This window comes from Paenibacillus sp. RC84 (assembly GCF_041260495.1).
GTDB lineage: Bacteria > Bacillota > Bacilli > Paenibacillales > NBRC-103111 > Paenibacillus_F.
Map to the genome: position 1 here is coordinate 149,806 of NZ_JBGBYL010000010.1, position 22,331 is coordinate 172,136.

26 protein-coding genes are annotated in these 22,331 nt (G+C 52.4%); 4 read left to right on the forward strand and 22 right to left on the reverse strand.

What is annotated here, in order from left to right; all coding sequences use genetic code 11:
• Window positions 1-109 precede the first annotated feature (109 nt).
• The gene (locus ABH899_RS22225; protein ID WP_370000878.1) at window positions 110-730 is read left to right on the forward strand and encodes a GTP pyrophosphokinase; all 621 of its coding nucleotides are present in this window, start codon (window positions 110-112) and stop codon (window positions 728-730) included.
• Between the two features lie 163 nt (window positions 731-893).
• Window positions 894-1,217, forward strand: coding sequence for a potassium channel family protein (locus tag ABH899_RS22230; RefSeq protein ID WP_370000632.1), 324 nt, complete (start codon window positions 894-896; stop codon window positions 1,215-1,217).
• Window positions 1,218-1,346: 129 nt separating this feature from the next.
• On the opposite strand, the gene thrC is transcribed toward ABH899_RS22230, so the two are convergent.
• From thrC to ABH899_RS22270, 8 genes are all read right to left on the reverse strand, one after another.
• Window positions 1,347-2,600 (reverse strand): threonine synthase, encoded by a 1,254-nt coding sequence (thrC, locus tag ABH899_RS22235; RefSeq protein ID WP_370000634.1) that lies wholly within the window; start codon window positions 2,598-2,600, stop codon window positions 1,347-1,349.
• Between the two features lie 184 nt (window positions 2,601-2,784).
• Complete coding sequence (locus ABH899_RS22240; RefSeq protein ID WP_370000636.1) at window positions 2,785-3,420, reverse strand: histidine phosphatase family protein; 636 nt, start codon at window positions 3,418-3,420, stop codon at window positions 2,785-2,787.
• A 1-nt stretch (window position 3,421) separates the two neighbouring features.
• A complete protein-coding gene (locus ABH899_RS22245) occupies window positions 3,422-3,898 on the reverse strand; it encodes a GNAT family N-acetyltransferase (protein ID WP_370000638.1) in 477 nt (158 codons plus the stop codon).
• 319 nt (window positions 3,899-4,217) lie between these two features.
• Window positions 4,218-5,195 (reverse strand): DMT family transporter, encoded by a 978-nt coding sequence (locus ABH899_RS22250; protein WP_370000640.1) that lies wholly within the window; start codon window positions 5,193-5,195, stop codon window positions 4,218-4,220.
• Window positions 5,196-5,201: 6 nt separating this feature from the next.
• Window positions 5,202-5,876 (reverse strand): GntR family transcriptional regulator, encoded by a 675-nt coding sequence (locus ABH899_RS22255; RefSeq protein ID WP_370000880.1) that lies wholly within the window; start codon window positions 5,874-5,876, stop codon window positions 5,202-5,204.
• 70 nt (window positions 5,877-5,946) lie between these two features.
• The gene (locus tag ABH899_RS22260; RefSeq protein WP_370000642.1) at window positions 5,947-6,666 is read right to left on the reverse strand and encodes an ABC transporter ATP-binding protein; all 720 of its coding nucleotides are present in this window, start codon (window positions 6,664-6,666) and stop codon (window positions 5,947-5,949) included.
• A gap of 27 nt (window positions 6,667-6,693) precedes the next feature.
• On the reverse strand, window positions 6,694-7,059 hold the full coding sequence (locus ABH899_RS22265) for a GntR family transcriptional regulator (RefSeq protein ID WP_009671720.1): 366 nt from the start codon (window positions 7,057-7,059) through the stop codon (window positions 6,694-6,696).
• Window positions 7,060-7,063: 4 nt separating this feature from the next.
• A complete protein-coding gene (locus ABH899_RS22270) occupies window positions 7,064-7,837 on the reverse strand; it encodes a hypothetical protein (RefSeq protein WP_370000644.1) in 774 nt (257 codons plus the stop codon).
• A gap of 203 nt (window positions 7,838-8,040) precedes the next feature.
• Here ABH899_RS22270 and ABH899_RS22275 point away from each other — a divergent pair, with 203 nt between their 5' ends.
• The gene (locus ABH899_RS22275; protein WP_370000646.1) at window positions 8,041-8,445 is read left to right on the forward strand and encodes a hypothetical protein; all 405 of its coding nucleotides are present in this window, start codon (window positions 8,041-8,043) and stop codon (window positions 8,443-8,445) included.
• A 245-nt stretch (window positions 8,446-8,690) separates the two neighbouring features.
• On the opposite strand, the gene ABH899_RS22280 is transcribed toward ABH899_RS22275, so the two are convergent.
• The 14 genes from ABH899_RS22280 to ABH899_RS22345 form a co-directional block, all read right to left on the reverse strand.
• Entirely contained in the window at window positions 8,691-9,551 is an 861-nt protein-coding gene (locus ABH899_RS22280; RefSeq protein ID WP_370000648.1) for a DUF5643 domain-containing protein, read from the reverse strand.
• Between the two features lie 219 nt (window positions 9,552-9,770).
• The gene (locus ABH899_RS22285) at window positions 9,771-10,334 is read right to left on the reverse strand and encodes a hypothetical protein (protein ID WP_370000650.1); all 564 of its coding nucleotides are present in this window, start codon (window positions 10,332-10,334) and stop codon (window positions 9,771-9,773) included.
• Window positions 10,335-10,500: 166 nt separating this feature from the next.
• The gene (locus tag ABH899_RS22290; RefSeq protein ID WP_370000652.1) at window positions 10,501-10,656 is read right to left on the reverse strand and encodes a hypothetical protein; all 156 of its coding nucleotides are present in this window, start codon (window positions 10,654-10,656) and stop codon (window positions 10,501-10,503) included.
• A gap of 5 nt (window positions 10,657-10,661) precedes the next feature.
• Window positions 10,662-10,808 (reverse strand): hypothetical protein, encoded by a 147-nt coding sequence (locus ABH899_RS22295; RefSeq protein ID WP_155977425.1) that lies wholly within the window; start codon window positions 10,806-10,808, stop codon window positions 10,662-10,664.
• Between the two features lie 167 nt (window positions 10,809-10,975).
• Window positions 10,976-11,314, reverse strand: a complete 339-nt coding sequence (locus ABH899_RS22300; protein WP_370000654.1) for a HEAT repeat domain-containing protein — start codon at window positions 11,312-11,314, stop codon at window positions 10,976-10,978.
• Between the two features lie 28 nt (window positions 11,315-11,342).
• A complete protein-coding gene (locus tag ABH899_RS22305; protein ID WP_370000656.1) occupies window positions 11,343-11,789 on the reverse strand; it encodes a hypothetical protein in 447 nt (148 codons plus the stop codon).
• Between the two features lie 43 nt (window positions 11,790-11,832).
• The gene (locus tag ABH899_RS22310) at window positions 11,833-12,507 is read right to left on the reverse strand and encodes a YfjL-like protein (protein WP_370000658.1); all 675 of its coding nucleotides are present in this window, start codon (window positions 12,505-12,507) and stop codon (window positions 11,833-11,835) included.
• 348 nt (window positions 12,508-12,855) lie between these two features.
• A complete protein-coding gene (locus ABH899_RS22315) occupies window positions 12,856-14,175 on the reverse strand; it encodes an S-layer homology domain-containing protein (RefSeq protein ID WP_370000660.1) in 1,320 nt (439 codons plus the stop codon).
• Window positions 14,176-14,424: 249 nt separating this feature from the next.
• Complete coding sequence (locus tag ABH899_RS22320) at window positions 14,425-15,183, reverse strand: Cof-type HAD-IIB family hydrolase (protein ID WP_370000662.1); 759 nt, start codon at window positions 15,181-15,183, stop codon at window positions 14,425-14,427.
• Window positions 15,184-15,195: 12 nt separating this feature from the next.
• Window positions 15,196-16,209, reverse strand: a complete 1,014-nt coding sequence (locus tag ABH899_RS22325; protein ID WP_370000664.1) for a Gfo/Idh/MocA family protein — start codon at window positions 16,207-16,209, stop codon at window positions 15,196-15,198.
• Entirely contained in the window at window positions 16,196-17,227 is a 1,032-nt protein-coding gene (locus tag ABH899_RS22330) for a Gfo/Idh/MocA family protein (protein ID WP_370000666.1), read from the reverse strand. Before ABH899_RS22330 ends, ABH899_RS22325 begins: the two co-directional genes overlap by 14 nt.
• Window positions 17,228-17,347: 120 nt before the next feature.
• Window positions 17,348-18,184, reverse strand: coding sequence for a carbohydrate ABC transporter permease (locus tag ABH899_RS22335; RefSeq protein WP_009671685.1), 837 nt, complete (start codon window positions 18,182-18,184; stop codon window positions 17,348-17,350).
• Window positions 18,185-18,214: 30 nt separating this feature from the next.
• Window positions 18,215-19,162: a carbohydrate ABC transporter permease gene (locus ABH899_RS22340; RefSeq protein ID WP_009671667.1), complete on the reverse strand. Its 948-nt coding sequence runs from the start codon at window positions 19,160-19,162 to the stop codon at window positions 18,215-18,217.
• A gap of 64 nt (window positions 19,163-19,226) precedes the next feature.
• On the reverse strand, window positions 19,227-20,669 hold the full coding sequence (locus tag ABH899_RS22345; protein ID WP_370000669.1) for an extracellular solute-binding protein: 1,443 nt from the start codon (window positions 20,667-20,669) through the stop codon (window positions 19,227-19,229).
• Window positions 20,670-21,044: 375 nt separating this feature from the next.
• Between ABH899_RS22345 and ABH899_RS22350 the strand changes: the two genes are divergently transcribed.
• Window positions 21,045-22,217 (forward strand): ROK family transcriptional regulator, encoded by a 1,173-nt coding sequence (locus tag ABH899_RS22350; RefSeq protein ID WP_370000671.1) that lies wholly within the window; start codon window positions 21,045-21,047, stop codon window positions 22,215-22,217.
• Window positions 22,218-22,331: the final 114 nt, after the last annotated feature.

Sequence of the window (22,331 nt, forward strand, 5' to 3'; positions counted from 1 at the left end):
ATTTGTGTTCCCGGTCCGCAGCCTGTAAAATTTATAGCGTACCTTTCGAAAATCCGGCCGGCTGGCCGGCCGGTTAGGAGGATTTATTTTGATTTTGGATATAAAAAATATGAAAAGCTGGGCGCATTTTCTGCTCACCTACAAATTTGCCCTGGATGAAGTCGGCACGAAGCTGCAAATCCTGAACGAGGAGTTCCAGTTTATTCACGACTACAACCCCATCGAGCATATGAAAACGAGAATCAAATCGGCCGAGAGTATCGCCGCAAAGCTCAAACGCAAAAATCTCGAGATCACGATGGACAACACCCGCTCCTATATCCGGGACATTGCCGGAATCCGCATCATCTGCTCGTTCTCAACCGACATCTACCGGATCTATGACATGATCTGCAGCCAGAACGATGTGCGAGTCGTTCAGACGAAGGATTACATCAAGCATCCTAAGCCCAACGGCTATCAGAGTCTTCATCTTATTATTCAGATTCCCGTCTTTCTGACCAACCGGATCGAGCATGTGCCCGTGGAAATTCAGATCCGCACGGTGGCCATGGATTTCTGGGCAAGCCTGGAGCACAAAATCTACTACAAATACAACGAAGGCGTTCCGACCGAGATCCGTCAGGAGCTTAAGGACACCGCCGATCTGATTGCCTCGCTGGACGCCCGGATGCTCGCGCTGAACAACGAGGTACAGAGCCAGAAAGCGCTCGTCAAACCGGAAGCCTAAACCGCCTGACCCGTTTTGTGGTTTCTCTAAGCGGGCGCCTTAGGGCGATCCGGGACCTGTATACGGTGGCCGCCGCTTTCGGAACGCGGAACACAGAGCGCGAACACCGGACACTTCGCCTGTAACGACAGCCCCGTACTCTCATCTGAAGCAGGAGTGAACCATGGTATCGTTTATACTCACACTCAAAAGACTCGTCGGCGGTCTCTGGCACGCTTTTAAAGAAAAGGATTTTCAGGTGCTGTTCGTCCTGATTCTCCTGATTCTTCTGTCCGGCACGATTTTCTACACGCAGGTGGAGGGACTCTCCGTCCTGGATTCGCTGTATTTCTGCGTGGCGACGCTGAGCACGGTCGGTCATCCGGCTTTTGTTCCCCAGACCGAGCTGGGCAAGATTTTCACGATCATTTACATCATAGCCGGTACCGGGCTCTTCCTGGGGCTGATCCTGCGGGTCGCCTACGGCATCATGACAAGCAAAAAATAAACCGGACTCCTTCGGAAGAAGGGGTCCGGTTCACGAAGAGCCGCTTTCGGGAGAAGGCGGCTCTTTGGCGTACGGCCGTAAGCAAAGCCCCGTCCTCCCTTCCGGGAAAAACGGGGCAGAACCTGTCATTTATTTAATGACGGCAAAGATGTCGTCGTAAGTCAGGCTGGACGGAATGATCTTGTTGGAGAACGGTTTGTTGTCCTCCAGGTGGTACTCGCGGAGCGCATCGGTGTCTTTCAGCATATTCCCCGTCAGAATGCAGGCCACGGTCTCGTCCTTGTCCACAGTCTGCTGGGATACGAGCTTGCGCAGACCCGCTACCGTAGCCGCGGAAGCCGGCTCGCAGCCGATGCCGGACGCGTCGATTACGGCCTTTGCGTTCAGAATCTCCTCGTCCGTGACGGACACGGCAACGCCGTTCGTCTCCTGGAGGGTGCGCTGCGCTTTGCGCCAGCTCGGCGGATCGCCGATGTTGAGAGCCGAGGCTCTCGTGTACGGATTCGGCTCCGCTTCGAGCGCCGTTTTGCCCTCTGCGATCATCTTGTAGAAGGGACTCGCTCCTTCCGCCTGTACGAGCGCCACGCGCGGCAGCTTGTCGATCAGACCGAGCGCATATAGATCGGAAAGCCCTTTGCCGAGGGCGGACACGTTGCTGAGCGCACCGCCGGGTACGAAGATCCAATCCGGCAGCTTCCAGCTCATCACTTGAGCCAGTTCGTACACGATGCTTTTCTGGCCTTCGATCCGGAACGGGTTGATAGAGTTGCAAATATATAAACCAAGCTTCTCGCTGTTCTCCTCCAGAAACTTGATTCCATGGTCATAGGTTCCTTCAATAGAGAAAATATTAGCTCCGTAAGCTAATGTCTGCAGCACTTTGTTCAAGGAAATATTTTTGTTCGGTACGAACACGTACGATTTGCGTCCCGCCAGAGAGGCGTACATCGCAAGAGAGGAAGACGTGTTGCCCGTAGAGGTGCAGGTAAACCGGTCGTAACCCAGCGAACGGCCGTGCGTAACCGCAACGGTCATGCCGTTATCCTTGAAAGAGCCGCTCGGATTCTCGCTCTGTGCCTTAAGCCAGACGCTTCTCGTCCCCGCATAAGAGGCAACCGCATCGCTCCGGTACAGCCCCGTGTTTCCTTCGTATTTGGTCACAATCGCCGAATCTTCCACGTCCGGAAAAATCAGTTCCTTATAGCGCCACACCCCGCTCGCATAAGGGGAAAGCCTGTCCGAAAGCCGGCTCTGGAATAGCTGTTTCAGCTCCTCGGCGTCCAAACCGGTAAAGTCCTGGGAAATATCAAGCATTCCGTTACACGTACAGGTATAGCGGAATTCGGCAAACACCTTGCTGCACTCAACGCAAACAAATTTCATCGCGGTTCGATAGACTAACGCCTATCTTCCTCCTCACAAGATCAGATTTATCGCCTCATAAGAGGCGGACATACCGTCACGGGCCAGCTGTACTTTCTACGTCAGATCTATACCGGAATGATTAACCAATGCGATCTTTTGTGGTATTTTTGCATACTCTATGAAAAAAATCAATAACTTCCGCTCAGAACGCGCCTTCGATTTCATTTTTGTAATGAGAGATATCGGCGTGCAGAACGATCCGCGGAACGCCGTCCGTCAGCTCCACCTTGCACAGACAGGTCGGATGGATGTAAGGGAGCTCCCACAGGTCGCGGAGATCGCGGCTTTCGAAGTGCGCCATGATCAGTTTGAGCGCAACCGTGTGAGTCACGATCAGCATGCTTTTGCCCGGGTTCTCTTCGACCATTTTCAGAACCTCTCCGACCGCTCTCTCCTTCACTTCCTCATAAGATTCGCCCGTACCCGCGCGAAACTCATGGGGCGCTTTCCAGAATGCATGATGCCGCTCAGGCTCACGCTGCTCGATATCCGATAAGCTCTGCCCTTCCCACTCCCCCAGGTTCATCTCTCTGAGGCTGTCCCGCTCCGCAATGTCCAGCTTACGCGCGCCCCGTATAATCTCGGCTGTCCGGACAGCCCGCGGGCTCGAACTGGAGTAGATGCCGTCCAGGGGCACGTCCGCCAGCGCTTCGCCCAGCCAAGCCGCTTGCGTTTCGCCCAGAGAGGTCAGCGGAGAATCCTGATGGCCCTGCATCTTCTTGGCCACGTTCCATTCGGTCTGCCCGTGCCGCGTCAAATATAAAGTCGTTACCGCCATGTTATTCCCTCCCCTTGGCCGCTAAAGGTTTCTCAAAACAGATACTCGCTTCACTGCCGATATATTCGCCGTATCTTTCGATTTCCACATAGCCGTGCTTTTTATAGAAATAAAGGGATTCCGGCTGTTCCGGGCCCGTTTCCAATTTGACCGATATAAAGCTCCGCTCCCGCGCCCGTTCTTCCAGAAAAGTTAGCATGCGGCCCGCGACTCCTCTTTTACGATACGCGTTATCCACAAAAAAACGTTTCAGCTCCGTGCTCTCCGCATCAAGCGGACGGATGCCCCCGCAGCCGACCGGCCGGTCCCCGTCGTAGGCGACCACAAAAACAGATTGATCCAGGCGGGGATCGTCCCGGTCAAGACCGAAAATGTCTTCGGCCGGATACCGTTGGAGCAGCTCCTCGTCCAGTTTTTCGATCAGCAGCCATAGATCCGGATGCTTGGCATCCACGTGGTTTAAAGTAAGGTCCTCCATCTCGCGCACTCCTTTTCTTCTCCGCCGGGTTCCCTGCAAGATTTTACTTATAAGCGATTGAGTCTCTTTACATACATTCGGTTTTTCCTTTTGGAAGTCCTTTTCCCGGTCCTTAAAAAAAGATTAATCTTGTGGATAAATCAGGCTGTGGATATGTTAATAATAAAAGTGCGATCTATGCACAGATAAGCTTTTAAAGGTGTAGATTATGGGGATAACTTTGTTGATAACTGTGGTATAACCGAAAAAAACCGCCTCCTTGGCAAAAAAATTCTTTGCTTGGGGAGTACGGTTTCTGGGGATAACCGGAAATTCGCGGTTACTTTTCCATAGAAAGCTCTGGATTGGACCGCGCTGCGGGCCGCCGATGGGACACATGGCTGTGAAGCACCATTCCGGCCACAATGATCCCGATGCCGAGCCAGGACAACGCCGAAGGAAGATCGGCGGACAGCAGCAGCATCTCGCCCGCCAGGGCAAAAAGCACTTCGCCCGACTGCGTAGCTTCCACGGCGGCCAGCTTGGACACATCTTCCCGCACCATGTCCGTGGCCCGGAAGAAGAGTATCGTGGCGATGACGCCGGAAGACAGCGCGACGATGAGCGACTGGAACGTCTGCTCCGTGCTCGGCAGCCCGGCGCTTGCGTAAGCCCAGCCCGCCAGGAGCAGCCAGAACGGCAGGCTGGCCAGCGTCATGCCGAGCACGCGCTGAAACACGTCCAGTCCGCCGCCGCACAGCTCCATCATCTTGCGGTTGCCGAGCGGATAGGCGAAGGAGGCGACCACGATCGGCAGAACGCCGAGCAGCAGATCCTTCGCCGTCAGCGAGCCGGCCTGCTCAAGCTGGAGCAGGAAGATACCGGCGAGAATGACGAGCGACATCGCGAGTCCGCGCAGCGGAATCCGGCTGCGGACTTTCGCGGGCCCGGCCGGAGTCGCGACCGTCTCCCAGAAGAGCGGGGCGAGCAGGGAGCCCGAGATGATGGTAAGCTGCCACGTCCCGGCGGTCAGCCAGCCGGGAGAATAGGCCGCGGCGAAGCACATGGGCGCGTAGAACAGCCCGAAGCCGACTGTGCTCCACAGGAGCCATTGCCACGGGTGCAGCCGCATCGCCCGGAAGAGAGGCCGCAGGTTGCGGCGGCCCGCAACGATTAGGAGGAGGAACGGGAACATGAACAGGTAGCGCAGAGAGCCGCTCCAGAGCCAGCTCCCTCCTCCCAGCTCCATTTTACGGTTGAGCACGAACGTAATGGCAAAGAAAAAGGCGGATAAAATGCCCAGCAGTATCGGTTTCATGAAGGTTCAGCCTTTCTCTGCTTGATTGCTCTCGGCCAATCGTTCCCCCAGGGTGAGCCAGTTCTCTTCGACCAGACGGGCGGCGTCTGCCGCATCGCGCTTCCGGCACGCATCGGCAATTCTGCGGTGCTGTTCGACGGATTGAAGCCCGTGGACGGAAGCGAACCGGGAAATCTCCAGCCGCTGCACTTTGGGCAGGATGCCTTTCAGCGCGGACAAGATTTCCGGGTTGCCTGCCGCCTGCAGAAACACGGCGTGGAAAGCATTGTCCGCCTCGATCGCCGCCGGAACGTCGTTCCGGCCGAGGGCTTGCTCCAGCGCCTTGTTGGACTGTTCCAGCGCTTCATACTCTTCCGGGCCCAGATAGGGCACGGCCAGACGGGCGGCCAAGGCATGGAGCGCCGCCACTACGGTGAAGGCGTGCCTGCCTTCCTTGGGCTTCAGCGGCGTGACGCGTGTCGCGGAGCCGGGAACCGCTTCGACGAGCCCGTCATCCTCCAGGCGCTTGAGCGCTTCCCGGACAGGCGTGCGGCTTACGCCGAACTGCTCGGCCAGCTCCTGGTCGCTGAGCTTGGCGCCCGGCTCAAGCTCCAGCGAAACGATCGCTTGCCGCAGCGCCTCGTAAATCTCTTCGCGGAACGATTGGCGTTTAATGCGTTGAATGGTTGGTTTCGTTTTCATAAAACCAATATATTGGTTTATAGATTGTTTTGTCAACCTCTTTACCCCGAACAGAAAAAGCAGCCGGGCGTTATCCGCCTGCCTGCTTCATCCAGTTCACAAGTCCGATCCCGTATTCGCTTTGAATCTGTTCGACCGACTCGTCCCGCGCGACCTCACCGTCCCGGATCAGAATAACGCGGTCCAGCAAAGGCTCGATCTCGTCGACTTCGTGGGTGGACAGAACGAGCGTCTGTTCCTCCATGTCCACGAAAGAAATCACGGTCCGGATGATCGATTCCCTCACCAGCGGGTCCAAGCCGGACAGCGGTTCGTCCATCACGATCAGCGGCACCTGTCTGGCGAGCACGAGCACGATTTTCAGACGCGCGCGGTTGCCTTTGGACAGCCGGGCAACCTTTTCCTTCAAATCCAGTCCGAAAGATTCGGTCAGCTCCAGCGCCTTCGCAATGTCAAAATCTTGGTACATCGCGGTGTAAAAACGCAGCGTACGCTCCACGGTATGAGCCGGGTAAAATACGTCCTGCTCCGGCAGGAACGCGATCCGCCGCGAACTGATCCGCGATACCCGCTGTCCTTCAAGCTCCACCCTTCCTTTGGAAGGCTGCAGCAGACCTGCCATCAGCTTCAGCACCGTCGATTTTCCGCTTCCGTTCGTGCCGATGATGCCGATGATCTGTCCCCTCGGTATGTGGAAGCTGACGTCCTTCAGCACCCTTTTGCCGATAAAGCTCTTGCTTACCCCATCGAACGCGACGATAGGTTCCGTACCGTTCCCGGTTTCTGCCATTTTCATTTCCTCTCCTCTGAAAGACCCTTAATTCAGCTTGAGAAATTTCTGTACATTCTCTATAATCTGCTCGTTGGAATAGCCCAAATCACGCATTTCCTCCGCGAATCTTTTTAATTCTCCTTCTTTCAGCTCATCCCGGAGCCGCGTTAACAACGACTCGTCTTCCGTAACAAACATGCCCTGTCCCCTCCGGCTTTCGACTATGCCCATTCTCTCCAGCTCCATATTCACTCTCTGGACCGTATTGGGATTAACCCCGAACTGTACGGCAAGTTCCCGGACCGAGGGCAGCTTGCCTCCCGGCGGAAATTCCTTGCGGATGATTTGCCGGCATACCCGCTGAACCAGCTGCAGGTAAATCGGCTGCGAGCCCGAAAACTGTTCAGGCATGAACTTACACCTCCACTTTGCGATCCAAAAGCCAGGCCGGTATATACACGACGACAGCCAGAGTTGCCAGTGTCCAAATCATTTCCCCCGAATAAAAAGGGTCGCCGTCCCAATCAAAGGCGTAGCCCCACTTGAACAAAAAGTGATACACCGGGCTCATTTCGAACGTATATTCCACGAGCATGACCGCCCCGATCAGAATAATCGCCGCCAGCCACCGCAGCCGGCCGACGCGGTTACTTAGTGCCAAAGCCGTGAAGTACACCAGAACCGCCAAGGCGGCAATGAAAAATGCGATGAAGAAAAAAATAAAGACTTCTTTAAAGCCCAAGCCGTGAAGCAGACCCGTGAAATAACTGACGTGTCCCGATAAATAAAACGGATCCTCTCCCGCACGTTCGATCAGCGTCATTTGCTCCACCTTGTACATCCACAGGAACATCGTAATCGAGACGAGCAGACCGCCGATCATCTCCGTCAGCGCGGCCGCGTATTTCGCCCCGATCAGCTTCCAGCCCGACTGCGGGAGCTGGAACCAGAGCGGTGCCCGCTCCCGTTCTTTACCGAAACTGATCAGCAGATAAACGGACGGAAGAAAAACATGCAGATAAATGATGCCCAGCCACAAGGGGGTGACAATCCCCGACTGGTAGCGGTAAGCCATAAACGTCATCAAAGCGATCATACCGACGGAAAAAGCTGCCCAGGTCTTTTGGGAGCCGGTTACGGCTGTCCGCATGCCGATTTCTTTCTTGAATAAATTCCACCAAGCGTTCAAAGTGTATTCCTCCTCGGTCAGTTCTTTGTATTACTGTATTAATTAAATAGTACACTGGTACAAAAGGAGTGTCAACCCGATTTTTCCTTTGCTGGCTTCTTGTTTGAGGACCTATAAAAGTTAGAACTTACACCGGGAAACCCCATCCGTTACGATAAACCGTAGGTAATGGACTTTTTGAACAGAAAGGAAACTACCCGGAAATGACACTCCACCTGACGAGACTTGTGAAAAGAAAACTGCTGAGCGCAACCGTTTCTTCACTTTTGTTCGCTTTCTTTTCCGCCTGGTACACACGGCATGAGCCTTTCTTTTATCACCCGCTCGCAGGAGCCGCTCCAGGGGCTTTTTCCCAGGTTATGTCGGTCGGTTTTATCTATCTTGTCTACTCCGCTCCCGTTATTTATGTATACGGCACCTTTACGTCTCTGCTGAGCGACTTTATCGGCTTTTGCATATTTCCTTACAGTAAGCTGCGGCTTGTAATTTCGGGAATGATGCACGGAGTGTTCGGACTGATTCTTTTCCCTGCCAGTCTGGCGGCGGCGGCTTTGTTTTTTGTTACGGATATAGTTCTGGCAGCCCGTTTCCCGGGTCAAAAGGAATAACAAAAAGCAGCCGCAACGGGCTGCTTTTAGGGGCAGGCTTTCGCCAGGTATGAGTTTTAACCTCGTAAACTATACACGTCCTGAATCAGATGGGCGGCTTCTCCCAGCGGAACGAATTCACTTCGTTAGCGAAGAAATTCAGATACCGACGACGGTTCAATAACGGACCACACGAAGCTTCCAGCACGCGGTGCTTGGCGTCACATAACGTGGTCAACCATATAGGGCCGCCACTCCCCTGCCGCTTAGCGCGGAAGCTGGACGGTCATTTCCAGGTTGTCCAGGAAAGTGACCGGCGTCATCCGTTTGGTCAGCAGCTCCAGCGAAGCGTCCTTGCTGACCGCAGGGAATTCCAACTCGTACTCGTAGACGCCGTCCTCGGCGCTTTTCAGCTTCTTGACGGACTCATCCAGTCTCTTGCCGTTCTCGACCAGCCAGATGCCAGTCGTTTGCACCGGTGCCGTTTCACCTGCGGCCGCTACTCGCACAACGGTTTTGTCCTCGCTGAAGTCCACGCCCGTGACGGCAATGCTGCCGATTTTCCCCTGATCCACTTGGAGTGGATACATTCCATTCAGTGGTGTTTTCACATCCGCTTTGTCCGCAAACATCGTCGACGTATCATCATAATACCCGCCGATATAAGGCTTGATCGTCAGCTCCTGCGGCTGATCTTTCAATGCTTCAACCGCTTCCTCATGCCTCATGCCCAAAGTGCCGTCCGGGAATGCGTACATCCCGCCGCTCCCGCTCTGTCTCTCATAAATCCATCCGCTGCTATCTATCGCCAGGTAATCCATGTCCGTGATTTTGCGGTCGATTTCCGGGTCCAGATCCGCCGGGTTAGCCGGTAATTTGCGGGAAATCATAAACTCCGTACCGGCTTCGGAAGCGTTGAGATACTCCAGTGTAAACTCGACTCCGCCCCAGTGTTTCTTCAAGGAAGGAGTCAATTGGAACGCGGATGCCGCGTTTGTGTCTTTAGCTGCGGCTGTTACCGCGGGCTGTGCATTAAGTTGTTGAGCGGCTGCATACGGCCCTGCTGCTGTCAGAGTCCCTCCCAATACGATTGCGGCGCTTAATACGGCAAGTGTAGCTTTTTTCATGATTTCTTCCTCCTTTTTTGTAGCAGGACGGGGTGATTGCACGGCTTCCAGGTTTGCGCTGCTGTGCTGCGTCCTACATACCTATAGGCGAGAAAAGGGAGGGGGTGGTTCAAAGATTTGGGAGATAAGTGCTACCGGTTCATAACCAAAGAAGCGCTGAGAATCAGAATACTATAAAAAATAACCACTAACGAGGTTAGTCGCCTGTGGCCCATGTACTTAGTTCGTCCTTATAAATAACCCATTTTCACTTGCCATCTTTGTACAAGCATTGAATGTTTCTTTGTTACTGCAATAGACAGGGAAACTCAAATCAAAATTTCCGATAACCACAAAACTTCCAAAAAAGAAATTCGAAAAGCAAACCTCTCTTGTCGATAAGCTTAGTATCAATTTTATGATAGAAGTATCTCTAACTTTTATTAAGGAATCTTCTACGATAGTCTTCTTCATTTTTAATACCAAGTTTACTTGTTCCGAATCAAACTTTTTCTTTAATTCCCTATTATTAATATCCTCAAGCTTTCTAATAAAAATATAAAAGTCCGGGTACTCTCTGATGCACCTGAGTACAAATTCAACAAAGTCCTTTTCATATTTAATATTATGTCCTTCGTAACTAATTAACCTTAACGCTTCTTCTTCATCTAGAGCACTGTTATATTTATCAAGGATCCCGACAACTAATTTGTTAGGATTATCAAGATTTTCAACATCCAATCTACCAAAAGTGTTAATTACTTTTTCAATTTCATTACTAGAAGCAAACTCTATGGCTTCCAAAAAAGCACCTCATTTTCTTAGGCTATTAGCAACTTGGTCAAGCAGCTTTGGGAGGGGGCTCGAAGAAAGTGTGCACCGAAATAAATGTACTTTCCATATAGCCGATAGATCAGCAAAAAAGGGTAAACCTGTGAAGAAATTTCCTATTCTCCAAAGGGTTGAATTTTCAATTCTTTTGATCTTGTTTTGCTAATATCTCCTCATCAGTTAAGTATTGGTTATTATCGTATTCCCAATTTAAATGACGATTAATAGCTCCTACCGCCTCTTCCCAAGTGGGACGGATACAATCTTTGAGTATTTTTCTTATTTCAGTTTCCACCAATTCTAACTCAAAATTTTGAACAATGAATGTTGCTCGACTGAGCCACTATCATCTTCTTCTGCAATATAAGCTGTCCCCCTTAATTTTGAGCCTTTTAAATCATCTTGGATTTCAATAATATCGATACCTTTAAGTACAGGTATTACCAATGATAACTCCCCCCTTTAACAACTACCTAAGATCTCAAGAGCCTCTTGCAATTCCTCATCTGCGATCGTGTTACTAAGGTTTGCTTGTAATTTAGTCCTGCAATTATGCTTTAATGCTGCAGACATATTTTTAACGTTAATTCTTAAGAGTGAAATCGATTGCCATCTCACACAAAATTACCTTCGATCCATAACTCCGTTATTAACTCTCCGTAATCAGAGCAATCAAAATTTTCTAGAGCATAAAGTAAGGTTCCTCTAGAGTTTTGTGTTTTAGGGCTTTTAAGCAAGCTGATTATAGGAACAACGGCATCATCACAACCTATATCAGAAAGTGCTATAGCAATTGTATTTCTTAGCTGATTACTTTCCGTATCCAATAAGGTGTTTATGAGTATAGGAACAGCTTCTATTAATTTGGAGTCTCCTATTTTTTCAACAATAGAACTGGCTTCTTCTATGTTATTTTTACTGACTTGTTCTTTTAATGAATCGATTATTTCCACTTTTCATTTCCCTTTCCGAATTCCCATCCTATCTTCTCTTTCTTACCAGGCTTTCTAACTGTTCCATCTCATTAGTTGACCAATTTTTTCTATGCAGTTCTCTAACAATCTTCCTGGAAACCTTACCAATGGCTGTTTTCAAACTATCAATTTCGGTATCCCTTGAAGCTAGTATTTCAAAGCCCTCTATTTTTCTTCGAAGGAAGCTTAATGTGACTTTTTCCTCGCCTGATTTTACAGCACGGACATAAAAAGGACCGTCCATAAAATGAAATTCTACCGTCGTGCCGACGGATGACACTTCAAGCGTCCCTACCGATTTGTTCCACCAGCATAAAATAACTACGATAAAATCGTTCCATCGAAGCTCGGGAAAACAAAAATCCCCAAATTGAAAGTAAATCTCACCCGTAATAGAGCCGTACTGACTTTTCTCGAGTGTAGACTCGTCGCCAACAAGTATTGGACTCAACATGTTCACCTCCCGCTCAAAGTGAAACTTTAGCCACAACGAGAGGCTAATTCCCATCGTGGCTGAATTTCATCTTAAATTTTTTTAAATCTTCTGGACTACTGATGCTTTTAATTTGATCACTCTCTATAATAATGACGGGCTTTTTGTTTACAAAAAAGACAAGATTGGAAGTGTAACCTTTTTCCTCAATCCATCTGATAACCGCTAAACCTTCTTTTAAAGCCTCTTCGTTTAATAAATCCTCGCTTAAATACACAAAAAACTTACTTTTCCCTTGGATATACTTATTAACTTCCTTAAATGAAGACAGATTATTATAAGGCTCCATTTCTGAATTAGCAGCATCAATGATCAATTTCGCACTGGCATTCGAATTTACATTACCTTTAATAAACAAATCAATTTCTTTAGTTACCTTCGCCTCCCATTTGGCGACGTAATAGTTGTCTATAATTTTTTCATCGTATTCTTTCACTTCAATGGTAATCCCTTCATTCAATATAACTGTGGAATGGTAGGCCATCCCTTTAAAACTGTAAGATACCGTCTGTTTAGTTATATTAACGCTAGGGTACTTTCTCTGAATATAGTCTTCAACTTGATACGCAAATGCAGTCTTGCCCCAAGGTGTCCCTGTTACTTTGAAATATTCGAAACCTATCAATCCGATAACTATAACCAATAATATTATGGAATATTTTGCAGTATATTTTTCCATACTTTTACCCTCTATCACTGATTTTGACCAAGGAGAATATTTATTTAAAAGATATGAAAGCTAGCCTTATATATTATTTTTTCAAATACATTCGTAACTTGATATAATTGCTTCTCATCGCACGCCCGCCAATCTCAATTCAATGGTTTCATTTTTGTTTCGATCGAATATCTAGCTGCCAATGCAAAACACCTCCAAGTTGTCCACACATCTTAGACATGGGAGCATTCTTCTTGAAGGTGTTTTGATTTGTCTCACTTCACGGAGGCAGTTCACATCTGCGATGAATTTCGGTACAGCTCTTTTTCTTTATGTGCCACTTGCTCAATTTCTAGAAGAGCAGCTTCTCTATTTTGCCGGTATCACAAAGTGCGCACCTGAAATATACGTGCTTTCGATATAGCCGATGGTGAGATATACGTCCTGCTTCTCGGCTGCTGCCGCAATCGGATCGAAATGGAAGGTGGCTGTTTGGGTCGCCGGGTCGTAGTCTTTTTTGGTAATTTCAAATTCTTTGTATTGGGACGGATCTTGTAAATTCTCCTGACCGATGGAGATCAAATCGATGTCCGCTCTGAACTTTCCGCCGTAGCCGTCCTCCTCCACCTTCGGCTCTTCGAAGAAAACGAATTGAACCGTACCGTTGGAAGCTAGAACGCTTTTAATGTTTCCCTGACTGGCTTGAACGGTTTTGGATGCTGCGACGGATTGGTCGGATGCCAGCTTGGCGACGACCTTGAAATCCTCAATCCAGGAATACCACCCGACATTAAGCTTGCCCGTAGCCGGGTCGATTGTAATGCCGTATGAAGGGTCTTCCTCGTCCTTCCATCTCTGGTGATCGTTTGCAAATTCCAGGCTCCAGACGACCTTGGCGTCTTTGACGGCCTCGCCGTTTTTGTTTTTGACGGCCGCTTCAAAAGAAATGCTTTGGGCCGACTCGTCCGTCAGTTTCACGGAATCCGGGCCGGTGATGGCAATGGTGCCCTCGGATAGCTGAGCCGTCTCCTCCGGACCTGGTCCCGTGGTCTCCGTCGGAGCTGTCGTTTCACCGGCTGCCCGCTGCAGCGTGACGATCGTTTCGGCGCGGGTGATCGGCGCATCGGGTTTGAAGGAACGGTCCGCATAGCCGCTCATCACGCCGGAGCTGACTACGGCCGCAATGGCCGAGCTTCCCCACGACGCGATGGCGGACTGATCGCGGAAAGCCGCGGCTGTTTCGCTCTGAGCCGCTGTCTTATTCAGCAGCCGGGCGACGATCACGGCCGCCTCCTGCCGGGAAATCGAAGCGTTGGGACGGAAGCTGCCGTCCGGGTATCCTTCGATATATTTGGCCTGGACCGCTTTGGCGACTTCGCCGTACATCCAGTCGGATGCCGCGATGTCTTTGAAGGATGCCGTGCCCTGCGCCTCCAGCTTGAACGAGCGGTTAACCAGCGAAACGAACTCCGCGCGGGTTACCGCCTTGTCCGGCTTCAACGTGCCGTCTGCGTAGCCCTGTATGTATCCTTTGTCTACCCACTGCTTTGTCTGCTGCTCGGCCCAGTGACCCGAGATATCGCTTGCCGCGGACGCAGAAGCGGCCCAGGATAGTTGAGCGGGCGCCATCACAGTGCATGCGAGCAGCGTGACCGCCATTTTTTTGCGTAACCCTGTACTTGTTTTCATTCGATGATGCTCCTCTCTGAGTGTAGTCTCCTAATCATTCGACCCCCTTCCACAATTTACCTTCATTTTGTGCCTATATTATGATTCTTTAGACCTATAAAAAGAAATAAATAAAATCTTATTATTTTCATCCGTTAATAAAATGAATGAATTCTTACTAGTTCTTATTAAATAATTTTGTATACACCGTTTTAAACGGTGGAAAAAAAGCCGGTTATCCATTCGGATAACCGGCTTCATTCTCCAAACCTATTCCTCCGGCACCGCATCCAGTCCGAAAATATACTGCTGAATAGCCTGAGCCACGCCGTCCTCGCTATTCGTGCCGGTGACGGCATCCGCCGCCTCTTTCAGTTCCGCTTCGGCGTTGCCCATCGCGATGCCCAGGCCGGCGGCCTGGATGAGCATTCGGTCGTTATGATGGTCGCCGATGGCCATGACTTCGTGCATGCCGATCCCGAGCAGCCCGCATACTTTGCGGACGCCGGATTCTTTCGTCACTCCGAGGGCGGAGATTTCCATGTTCGTATCGGCAGAGCGGGTCACTTCAAGCATGCCCATCTGCCGCACCTGCTCACGAAGCCCCACAATGGTGGGCAGATCGTGATGGCCCATGCCGAATTTCATCCAGTCCCGGTCGAACATCTCTTCCGTCCACTCTTCCCGGTTCGTCAAGCTCTCCACACTGTAGCCCCAGTACCAAGCGCCCGCCCCGACCGCCAGCTTATGCAGCTCGCGGATTTGCTGCCGGGACAAATAGTGGCGCTCCCACAACCGGCCCGGTCCTTTCCAGATCTCGGCCCCGTTGAGCAGCACCATGGGCACATCCAGCCGGAGCTCGTCCCAATACGATTTGGCGGTCTGGATGCCCCGTCCCGTCGAGAAAATAACGGTGACGCCCGCCTCCGTCGCGCGCCGGATCCAAATCCGGTTCACCTCGGATATGCGCTTGTCATCGGTCAGCGTGGTGCCGTCCAGGTCCAGCGCGACCAGTTTGTAAGCCGACATGCCGCAAGCCTCCTATTCCACGGAATATCTGCCGTGTTCGTTTAATGCGACCGGCTCGCCCCGGCGGACGGATTCGTAAGCCGCTGCGGCTACGGCGGCGGAACGGAGACCGTCCCTGCCGGTAACCGGCACTTCTTTGCCCTCCCGGACGGAGCCGATAAAAGCCTCGACCATAGTACGGTTCATATTCTCGCCCCAGTGGCTCCACCGGGCGTTGTCCGCTCCGTCGCTGTACACTTCGTTCTTCTGGCCGAAAGCATCGATGGAAAGCATGCCTTCGGTCCCGACGATTTCCAGGGTGACGTCTCCCCAGTAAGGGAACGAACGGGTACGGGACCAGCTCGTGTCGATCGACGCGAAGGCCCCGCTCTCGAACTTCACGTGCAGGAAGCCCGTGTCCTCCACCGGAATATCGTGAAACAGCGTAGCCGTTTCCGCATAAACCTCCGTCACGTGGCTGTCCAGCATCCAGTGCAGGAGGTCCAGCACATGGACGGAGTGGTCCAGCAGCGCTCCGCCGCCGGAGAGCGCCGGGTCGACGAACCAGCCGCTAGGCATCGTGCCGCGGTTGGTTCCTTTGACGGCCAAGATCTCGCCGATTTCACCGCGGTCCACGGCCGTTTTGGCCTGAATGACCGCAGGGAGAAACCGGCACGGAAAGGCCGTCATCAAGCGGACGCCGCTTTCTTCGCAGGCTTGAATCATCCGCTCCATTTCGTCCACATTCAGGCCCAGCGGCTTCTCGCAAAGCACGTGCTTGCCCGCGCGGGCGGCCGCAACGGTCATCTCCGCATGCCGGATGTTCTCCGAGCAGATGACCACGGCATCGCAGTCTTCCTCCAGCAGCTCCCGGTAGTCGGCGTAATAGCGGATAGTTGGGGCTGCCTCCAGGTATTCCCGGACCCTCGCTTCGTTCTCGTCCGCTATGGCCGTCACTTGTACGCCCGGTATATTTTGAAGCAGGCGATAAATCCCCGCCGCATGCCCGTGCGCAAAGCTGATCATCCCGATGTTAACGGTAGACATGCCGATTCTCCCCCTCCCGTGCGTTTATATCCTGCAGCCTGACCGGCCGCCCCGTACGTGCGGATTCGATCACGGCCAGGCTGGTCCGCAGAGCCCTGCATGCGTCTTCGGCCGTCACTTCAGCCTCCCGTCCGGTCCGCACGCAATCGGCGAAATGGGCAAGCTCCAGGTAATACGGATTGTGCGTCGACGGGCTTTTCGGTACCGGAACAGCCGCCGCCACGCCTGACCCGGACGCCGCTTCCTTCGCTTTAAACACGCGGAGCGATACGGCTTCTTCGCTGTTAAAACGGATTACGCCGCTGGTGCCCGCCAATTCCACACCTGTCGTAAAAGGACCGGGGAATCCCCAGTACGCTTCCAGGTGGGCGATCTCCCCGCCGCCGAAACGCAATGTCGCCAGCGCGTAATCGGTGTCTCCCTGCCTCCGGTTCATCGCATACACCGATAAGGCGTTGCCGAAAAGGCTCTGCGCGAAGTCGATATCGTGAATCATCAAATCGAGAATGACGCCTCCGCTTTTATCGCTGTTCGCATACCAGGGCTTCGCCAAACCGGGATTAGCCCCCATGCGCTTCGCGTGCAGAACCGCCGGGGTCCCGATGCTCCCATCTGCGGCCTTGCGCCGGATATCCGCATAGCTCGGAAAGAAACGGACGACGTGGCCGATGAACAGGCGGACGCCCTGCTTCTTGCATTCGGCGGCCGCTTCCTCCGCCTCGTCCGCCGACAGGGCGATCGGCTTCTCGCAGATCACATGCCTGCCGGTACGGGCCGCCCTGAAAATAAACTCTTTATGCAGATGGGTAGGCAGGCAGATATCCACGATATCCGGATCCGCCTCCCCGATCATCCGGTCGAAATCTTCGTAAGCCTCCGTTTCCAGTCTGTCGGCCAGACTGCGCGCCGTCCCTTCCTGCGCGTCGCACACGCCGGCAAGCCGGATACCGGGCATTCTTTTCCACTCGGCCGCATGAGTACGTCCCATTGTCCCGCAGCCTATTACAGCGACTTTCATCTGACACTCCCCCAATTCCACACGCATCGGATCACTCCGTTTCCATGAGTTCCGCACGTAAGCGTACTTTCTATATCCACCATCTGTTCAGCCGACAAGCCCCCGTCTTCAGCCGCAGAGCTATCCTTTGACCGCCCCGAGCGTAGCTCCCTGCATAATGAGTCTCTGGAAGAGAATGAACACAATCACGGAAGGCACCATCGCGATCGTCACCCCGGCGAACAGGGTTACCCAGTCGGCCGTATATTCCATCATCTTGTTCGCCTGGTACATTTGTACGGCGATCGTATATTTTTCCGGATCGCTCAAGTAAATGAACGGACCCATGAAGTTGTTGTAGTACCCAAGAAACTTGAAGATCGCGACCGTCACGATCCCCGGCGTGGACAGCGGCACAATAATGCGCAGGAACACTTGAAAAATCGAAGCGCCGTCCATATTCGCGCTTTCTTCCAGATCTTTGGGCAGCGATTTCATAAATCCGCCCAGCAGCATCAGGTAGAAGACGCTCTCCCCCAGGGCGGATAACAGGATGAGCCCCGTCAGGCTGTTGGTCAGGTGCAGCTCCCGCATGATGACATATTGCGGTACGAGCGCGTTGATGCCGGGCAGGAACAAAGACAGCATGATCAGTCCCCAGATCACCTGACGGCCCTTAAATTCCAGCCGGGTCAGCGCGTATGCGTTAAGCGTCGTAAAAATAAGGCTGACTACCAGGCTTCCGCCGACATAATAGAGCGTATTCAGCAAGGACTTGCCGAAGCCGTACTCCGTCCAGGCCGTCTTGTAATTCGACCATTCCAGCTTGGACGGAAGACTCCAGATATTTTGAAAAAATTCGGGATTGCTTTTGAGCGACTCGTAGAACACCCAGCACAGCGGGAAAATAATCGTCAGCGCCCAGGCGTACAAGCAGAGGCGCCAAACCACATCCATAAACGTCCGTTTTTCTTTCACTGCAATCCGCTCCCTGTCCGTAGGTAATGACTAGTATTCGACGCCCCGGTTCGGCAAAAATTTGTCCATCAGCAGCTTGGCCGTCACTAGGATAACAAAGAGAATCATGCCTACCGACGAGGCATATCCATAGTTGATGTACTCCTTGCCGAAAGCGAGGTTGAACATATACAGGCCGATTACATCCGTCGATCCGGAAGGGCCCCCGTTGGTCATGATAAGAATAAGCTCGAACGTCTTCAGCGTACTGACGACCAGGAACAGCACGCTCACCCGGACCACCGGCATGATGAGCGGCAGCGTAATTTTAAACAGGCGGGTCATGTGACCGGCGCCTTCGAGAATAGCCGACTCGTACAAGGATTTCGGAATCGCGGTCATCGCATTGACGAAAATAATGACATAGAGGCCGACGCCGCCCCAGACCCACGGAGGGATCAGGGCCCACAAGGCCGTATTTTCACTGCCCAACCAGTAGAAATTTTTCAAGTCGATCCCGAGCAGTCCCAGTGCGCCGTTTAGAAGGCCGTAGGTTCCGTCGTAAATGAACGCCCACAGCAGAGCGACGACCACAATGGACAGGACGTTCGGAAAGAAAAATAGAATTTTCAGCAGTTTATTTTCCCTGTAAGTCTTATAGGTGACCAGATAAGCAAGGACAAGAGAGATCAGGACGACAAGAGCAGGCACCGTCAGCATGAAGATCACATTGTGGCGCAGCGCCCGCCAGACGTATTCATCCTGCAAGGCCGTCACGAAATTTTTCAAGCCGACGAACTCCGGTTCTTTCAGCCCGTCCCAGTCCAGCAGTGCATAATATACGGACAGAACATTGGGAAACAATGTAAAAAGCAGATAACCTCCAAACGGCGGCACGATGGCAAGGATGAGAAAAATCCATTTCTGCGTTTTCGCTTTATCCAGCCCCGTCCGGCTGATGAAGCTTCGCGGCGCTTTTACGGCTATTGGGTCCGACAAGGGAAGTCAACTCCTCTTAGGAAAATGAAAGCGAAGAGGGTTCCCTCCCCGCTTGATGGCTTTTTTATTTCTTCTGTGCGGCGACCGCTTTCTGAAGTAAAGCTTCCGCTTCCTCCAGGATCGGCTTCGGATCCTGCTTGCCCAGCACGATTTTGACGGTGGCTTCTTCGACGATCTTGACCGCTTTGGCGAGGTTCGGGTCCGAAATGCTGACCGTTCTGTGCGCTTTATAGGCACGCGCGTCGTTTTCCTTGATATAGTTCAGAATCGCCTGCGCCGAGCTTGAAAGTTTGAGCACTTTCGACGAATCGTCCGTCAAGTCTTTGCGCATCGGCAGGGCACCGGATTTCTCCGCCGCAAACTGTTGATTTTCCAGCGTAAGCAGCCAGAGAGCAAATTCCTTGGACCATTTCTTGTTCAGATCGGGCTTGCCGCTCCATAGATAGAGGAAGTTGGTAATTCCGCTTCGCACCCAGAGCTTCTGATCCGCTTTGTCCCGGAACGGCACGGCCATATAGCCCCATTTGAAATCGGCCGGAGTCGTTTTCTTCATTTCATTCTCCACGTGGCTGCCGGTCGACACCATCGCGGCCTGTCCTTGAATCACCTGCATTTGGGACTGGGTATGCGTAAGCGCCGGAAGCCCTTCCGGGAAATAGCCCTGCTTGCCGAGTTCGTAGAGCCGGTTCCAATGCTCAATGCTCTCTTCGCTCAAGTATTGGGGGCCTGTGTAAGTTTTGTAGTTCTCGATAAATTTGTCCGCGCCGCCTTTCATATCGGCCAGCTCAAACATTTTCGCCGGTCCGAAGGCCCAGTCGTAATAGTTCGGGTGAACGCCCGGGAACGTAATCGGGGCGATTCCCGTCGCCTTGATGTCGGCCAGAAGCTTGGTAAACTCCGACCATGTTTTCGGATTCTGGTTCCAGCCGTTTTTTTCGAATAACGTTTTGTTGTAAAACAGCCCGCCGAAAGAACTCGACGACGCAAACTCGTACACTTTCCCGTTCACCCGCGTGAACGACTCGTACATGCCCGGCAGAATGAGTTCCTTGACGGTTTTGTCCGGCGCGTCCGGCAGCTTCTTGTCGAAGAGTTCATCCCAGGGTTCCAGCTTCCCGGCTTCCGCGAGAGACACGATTCCCTGCGCTCCGGCCGGGGGCGTGGTGTTGAAAATATCAAACATATCGGCATCGTTATTGGCCGAAACCTTCGTCTGGATCATATTCTTCATGTCTGCCGATGCGGTGACATCGAAGGATACGTTCGGGTACTTCTCCTTGAAGGACTTCACGGCGTAATCAAACCATTCCCGGCCGTAGCCTCCCATAAAAAAGCCCACTTTAAGCGTCACTTTCTCATTCTTAGGGAGCCCGTTATCGTACATCTCTCCCGATGATTGGGGACTCGCCTGCCCTCCCGCATTTTTCGGATCGGAACCGCCCGCACAACCCGCAAGCAGCGAACCCGACAACACCACTGCCAAGCTTAAAGATGTAAGCCTTTTCATGTTTGGTCTCATTTTTGAAACCCCTTTCATGTTTGCTAAAATGGTTTGGAGCCGATGGGGAAAACCGGAAAATAGTTGGAAGCGGGGATCGGCGAATTGTTTTCCGATTTACGCATCCTGTGGTATAATAATAAATAAATCAATTTTATTAATTAATATCGTACCTTGTTTTTCCGAAGGATTCAATACAAATATTTAGAAAAAACACAGTTTTTCTTTTAAAGATTTGTAAAACGATTCGTCCCTATTCCCAATAAACTGGCGAAAATGGTGAAACTTCAATGTTCTTCCAGATTTCCTTCCCTCGTCTATTCGGGAATGGTAAACTAAGGGATAACATCCATTTCGTCTTCGTTTTAAGAAAGAGGTTATTCTATGTCCACTTCCAAGCATGCGAGCCATACGCTGCTTAAATCCATTAACCAGCAGAAGGTGCTGCATCTTATTTATTCCGATTCCCCGATCTCTCGCGTGGAACTTGCCCAGAAGACGGGATTGAGCCAGCAGACGGTGACGAACATCGTGAACCGCCTCCTGGAAGACGAAGTCATCCTGGAAGGGGAGCCCCAGTCGCTCGAAAGCGGCAGCGGCCGCAAGCGCGTCCCCCTCCTGCTTAACGGCTCGCGCTTCTCCGCCATCGGCATCGAGCTGTCCGGCACCTACGCCAGAGGAGCGGCTTACAACCTGCGCAAAGAGCGCCTGGCGGAAGCGGAAATGCGCGCGGACTCGTACGAGACGGAGGAGGATATGCTGCGGGTGATCCGCGGGGTGATCGGCGCTCTCATCAAGGAGATCCCCGAACCGGACGGGATCAAGGGCATCTCCTTCAGCGTGCACGGACTGGTCGATTCCAGCGAGGGCATCCTTCTCCGTTCCCCCGGCATGGGCTGGAAGCGGGTTCCTCTTGGCCGGATACTGGAAGAAGAATACGGGCTGCCCGTTTACCTGGAGAATGACACCAATCTCCTCGCGCTGAACGAGAATATAAGCGGCCGCCTCGTCTCCTCCCGGAACAATGTCACGCTCAAGCTCGGCAGAGGCATCGGAGGCGCCATTTTCGTGGACAAGATGCTCGTCACAGGCTCCGGCTCCGTAGCGGGCGAGCTCGGCCATTACAAAGCGTTCCTGCCTCCGCACCTTCACGACTGCTACTGCGGCGGCAAAGGATGCCTGACTACGCTGGCTTCCTCCCACGGCCTTAAGAGAACGCTCGGCTTAACCGTCGACCAGTTTCGCAGCGCTCTCCTCGCGGAAGAGCCTCAAGCCGTAGAGCTGCGCGAAGCGGTCAAGACGGCCATCGTTTCCGCCCTGTCCAACATCGTTACAATGCTTAACCCGGATCATATCGCGTTGACGGGCACGATGCTGCCGGTATTCGGTGATTCGTTCCTGGATGACCTGAAAGACCGTGTTCTCGCCAACGTGCCGCAGACGTGTCGGAACCTCGAATTCGTCCATCTCCGGACAACCGAGGAAGATACCGTTCTAGCCATCGAGCGAGTCCTCCAGAACCTGTTCAAGATCCCCTTGGACAGCTTGTCTTTATAAAACGGAAAGCCCCCGGAAGCGAGTATAAACTCGCTTCCGGGGGCTTTTTTTGTGTCCGGCCGCGGGGCTAATCGGCCCGCGGCCTTTCGGCCGGTCCGGTCAATCCGCGCGGCT

Bases quoted from the DNA above. Each gene is read 5' to 3' on its own strand.
- ABH899_RS22225 (WP_370000878.1), top strand. From the start codon at position 110: ATGAAAAGCTGGGCGCATTTTCTGCTCACCTACAAATTTGCCCTGGAT.
- ABH899_RS22230 (WP_370000632.1), top strand. From the start codon at position 894: ATGGTATCGTTTATACTCACACTCAAAAGACTCGTCGGCGGTCTCTGG.
- thrC (WP_370000634.1), bottom strand. From the start codon at position 2,600: ATGAAATTTGTTTGCGTTGAGTGCAGCAAGGTGTTTGCCGAATTCCGC.
- ABH899_RS22240 (WP_370000636.1), bottom strand. From the start codon at position 3,420: ATGGCGGTAACGACTTTATATTTGACGCGGCACGGGCAGACCGAATGG.
- ABH899_RS22245 (WP_370000638.1), bottom strand. From the start codon at position 3,898: ATGGAGGACCTTACTTTAAACCACGTGGATGCCAAGCATCCGGATCTA.
- ABH899_RS22250 (WP_370000640.1), bottom strand. From the start codon at position 5,195: ATGAAACCGATACTGCTGGGCATTTTATCCGCCTTTTTCTTTGCCATT.
- ABH899_RS22255 (WP_370000880.1), bottom strand. From the start codon at position 5,876: ATGAAAACGAAACCAACCATTCAACGCATTAAACGCCAATCGTTCCGC.
- ABH899_RS22260 (WP_370000642.1), bottom strand. From the start codon at position 6,666: ATGGCAGAAACCGGGAACGGTACGGAACCTATCGTCGCGTTCGATGGG.
- ABH899_RS22265 (WP_009671720.1), bottom strand. From the start codon at position 7,059: ATGCCTGAACAGTTTTCGGGCTCGCAGCCGATTTACCTGCAGCTGGTT.
- ABH899_RS22275 (WP_370000646.1), top strand. From the start codon at position 8,041: ATGACACTCCACCTGACGAGACTTGTGAAAAGAAAACTGCTGAGCGCA.
- ABH899_RS22280 (WP_370000648.1), bottom strand. From the start codon at position 9,551: ATGAAAAAAGCTACACTTGCCGTATTAAGCGCCGCAATCGTATTGGGA.
- ABH899_RS22305 (WP_370000656.1), bottom strand. From the start codon at position 11,789: ATGTTGAGTCCAATACTTGTTGGCGACGAGTCTACACTCGAGAAAAGT.
- ABH899_RS22310 (WP_370000658.1), bottom strand. From the start codon at position 12,507: ATGGAAAAATATACTGCAAAATATTCCATAATATTATTGGTTATAGTT.
- ABH899_RS22315 (WP_370000660.1), bottom strand. From the start codon at position 14,175: ATGAAAACAAGTACAGGGTTACGCAAAAAAATGGCGGTCACGCTGCTC.
- ABH899_RS22320 (WP_370000662.1), bottom strand. From the start codon at position 15,183: ATGTCGGCTTACAAACTGGTCGCGCTGGACCTGGACGGCACCACGCTG.
- ABH899_RS22325 (WP_370000664.1), bottom strand. From the start codon at position 16,209: ATGTCTACCGTTAACATCGGGATGATCAGCTTTGCGCACGGGCATGCG.
- ABH899_RS22330 (WP_370000666.1), bottom strand. From the start codon at position 17,227: ATGAAAGTCGCTGTAATAGGCTGCGGGACAATGGGACGTACTCATGCG.
- ABH899_RS22345 (WP_370000669.1), bottom strand. From the start codon at position 20,669: ATGAAAAGGCTTACATCTTTAAGCTTGGCAGTGGTGTTGTCGGGTTCG.
- ABH899_RS22350 (WP_370000671.1), top strand. From the start codon at position 21,045: ATGTCCACTTCCAAGCATGCGAGCCATACGCTGCTTAAATCCATTAAC.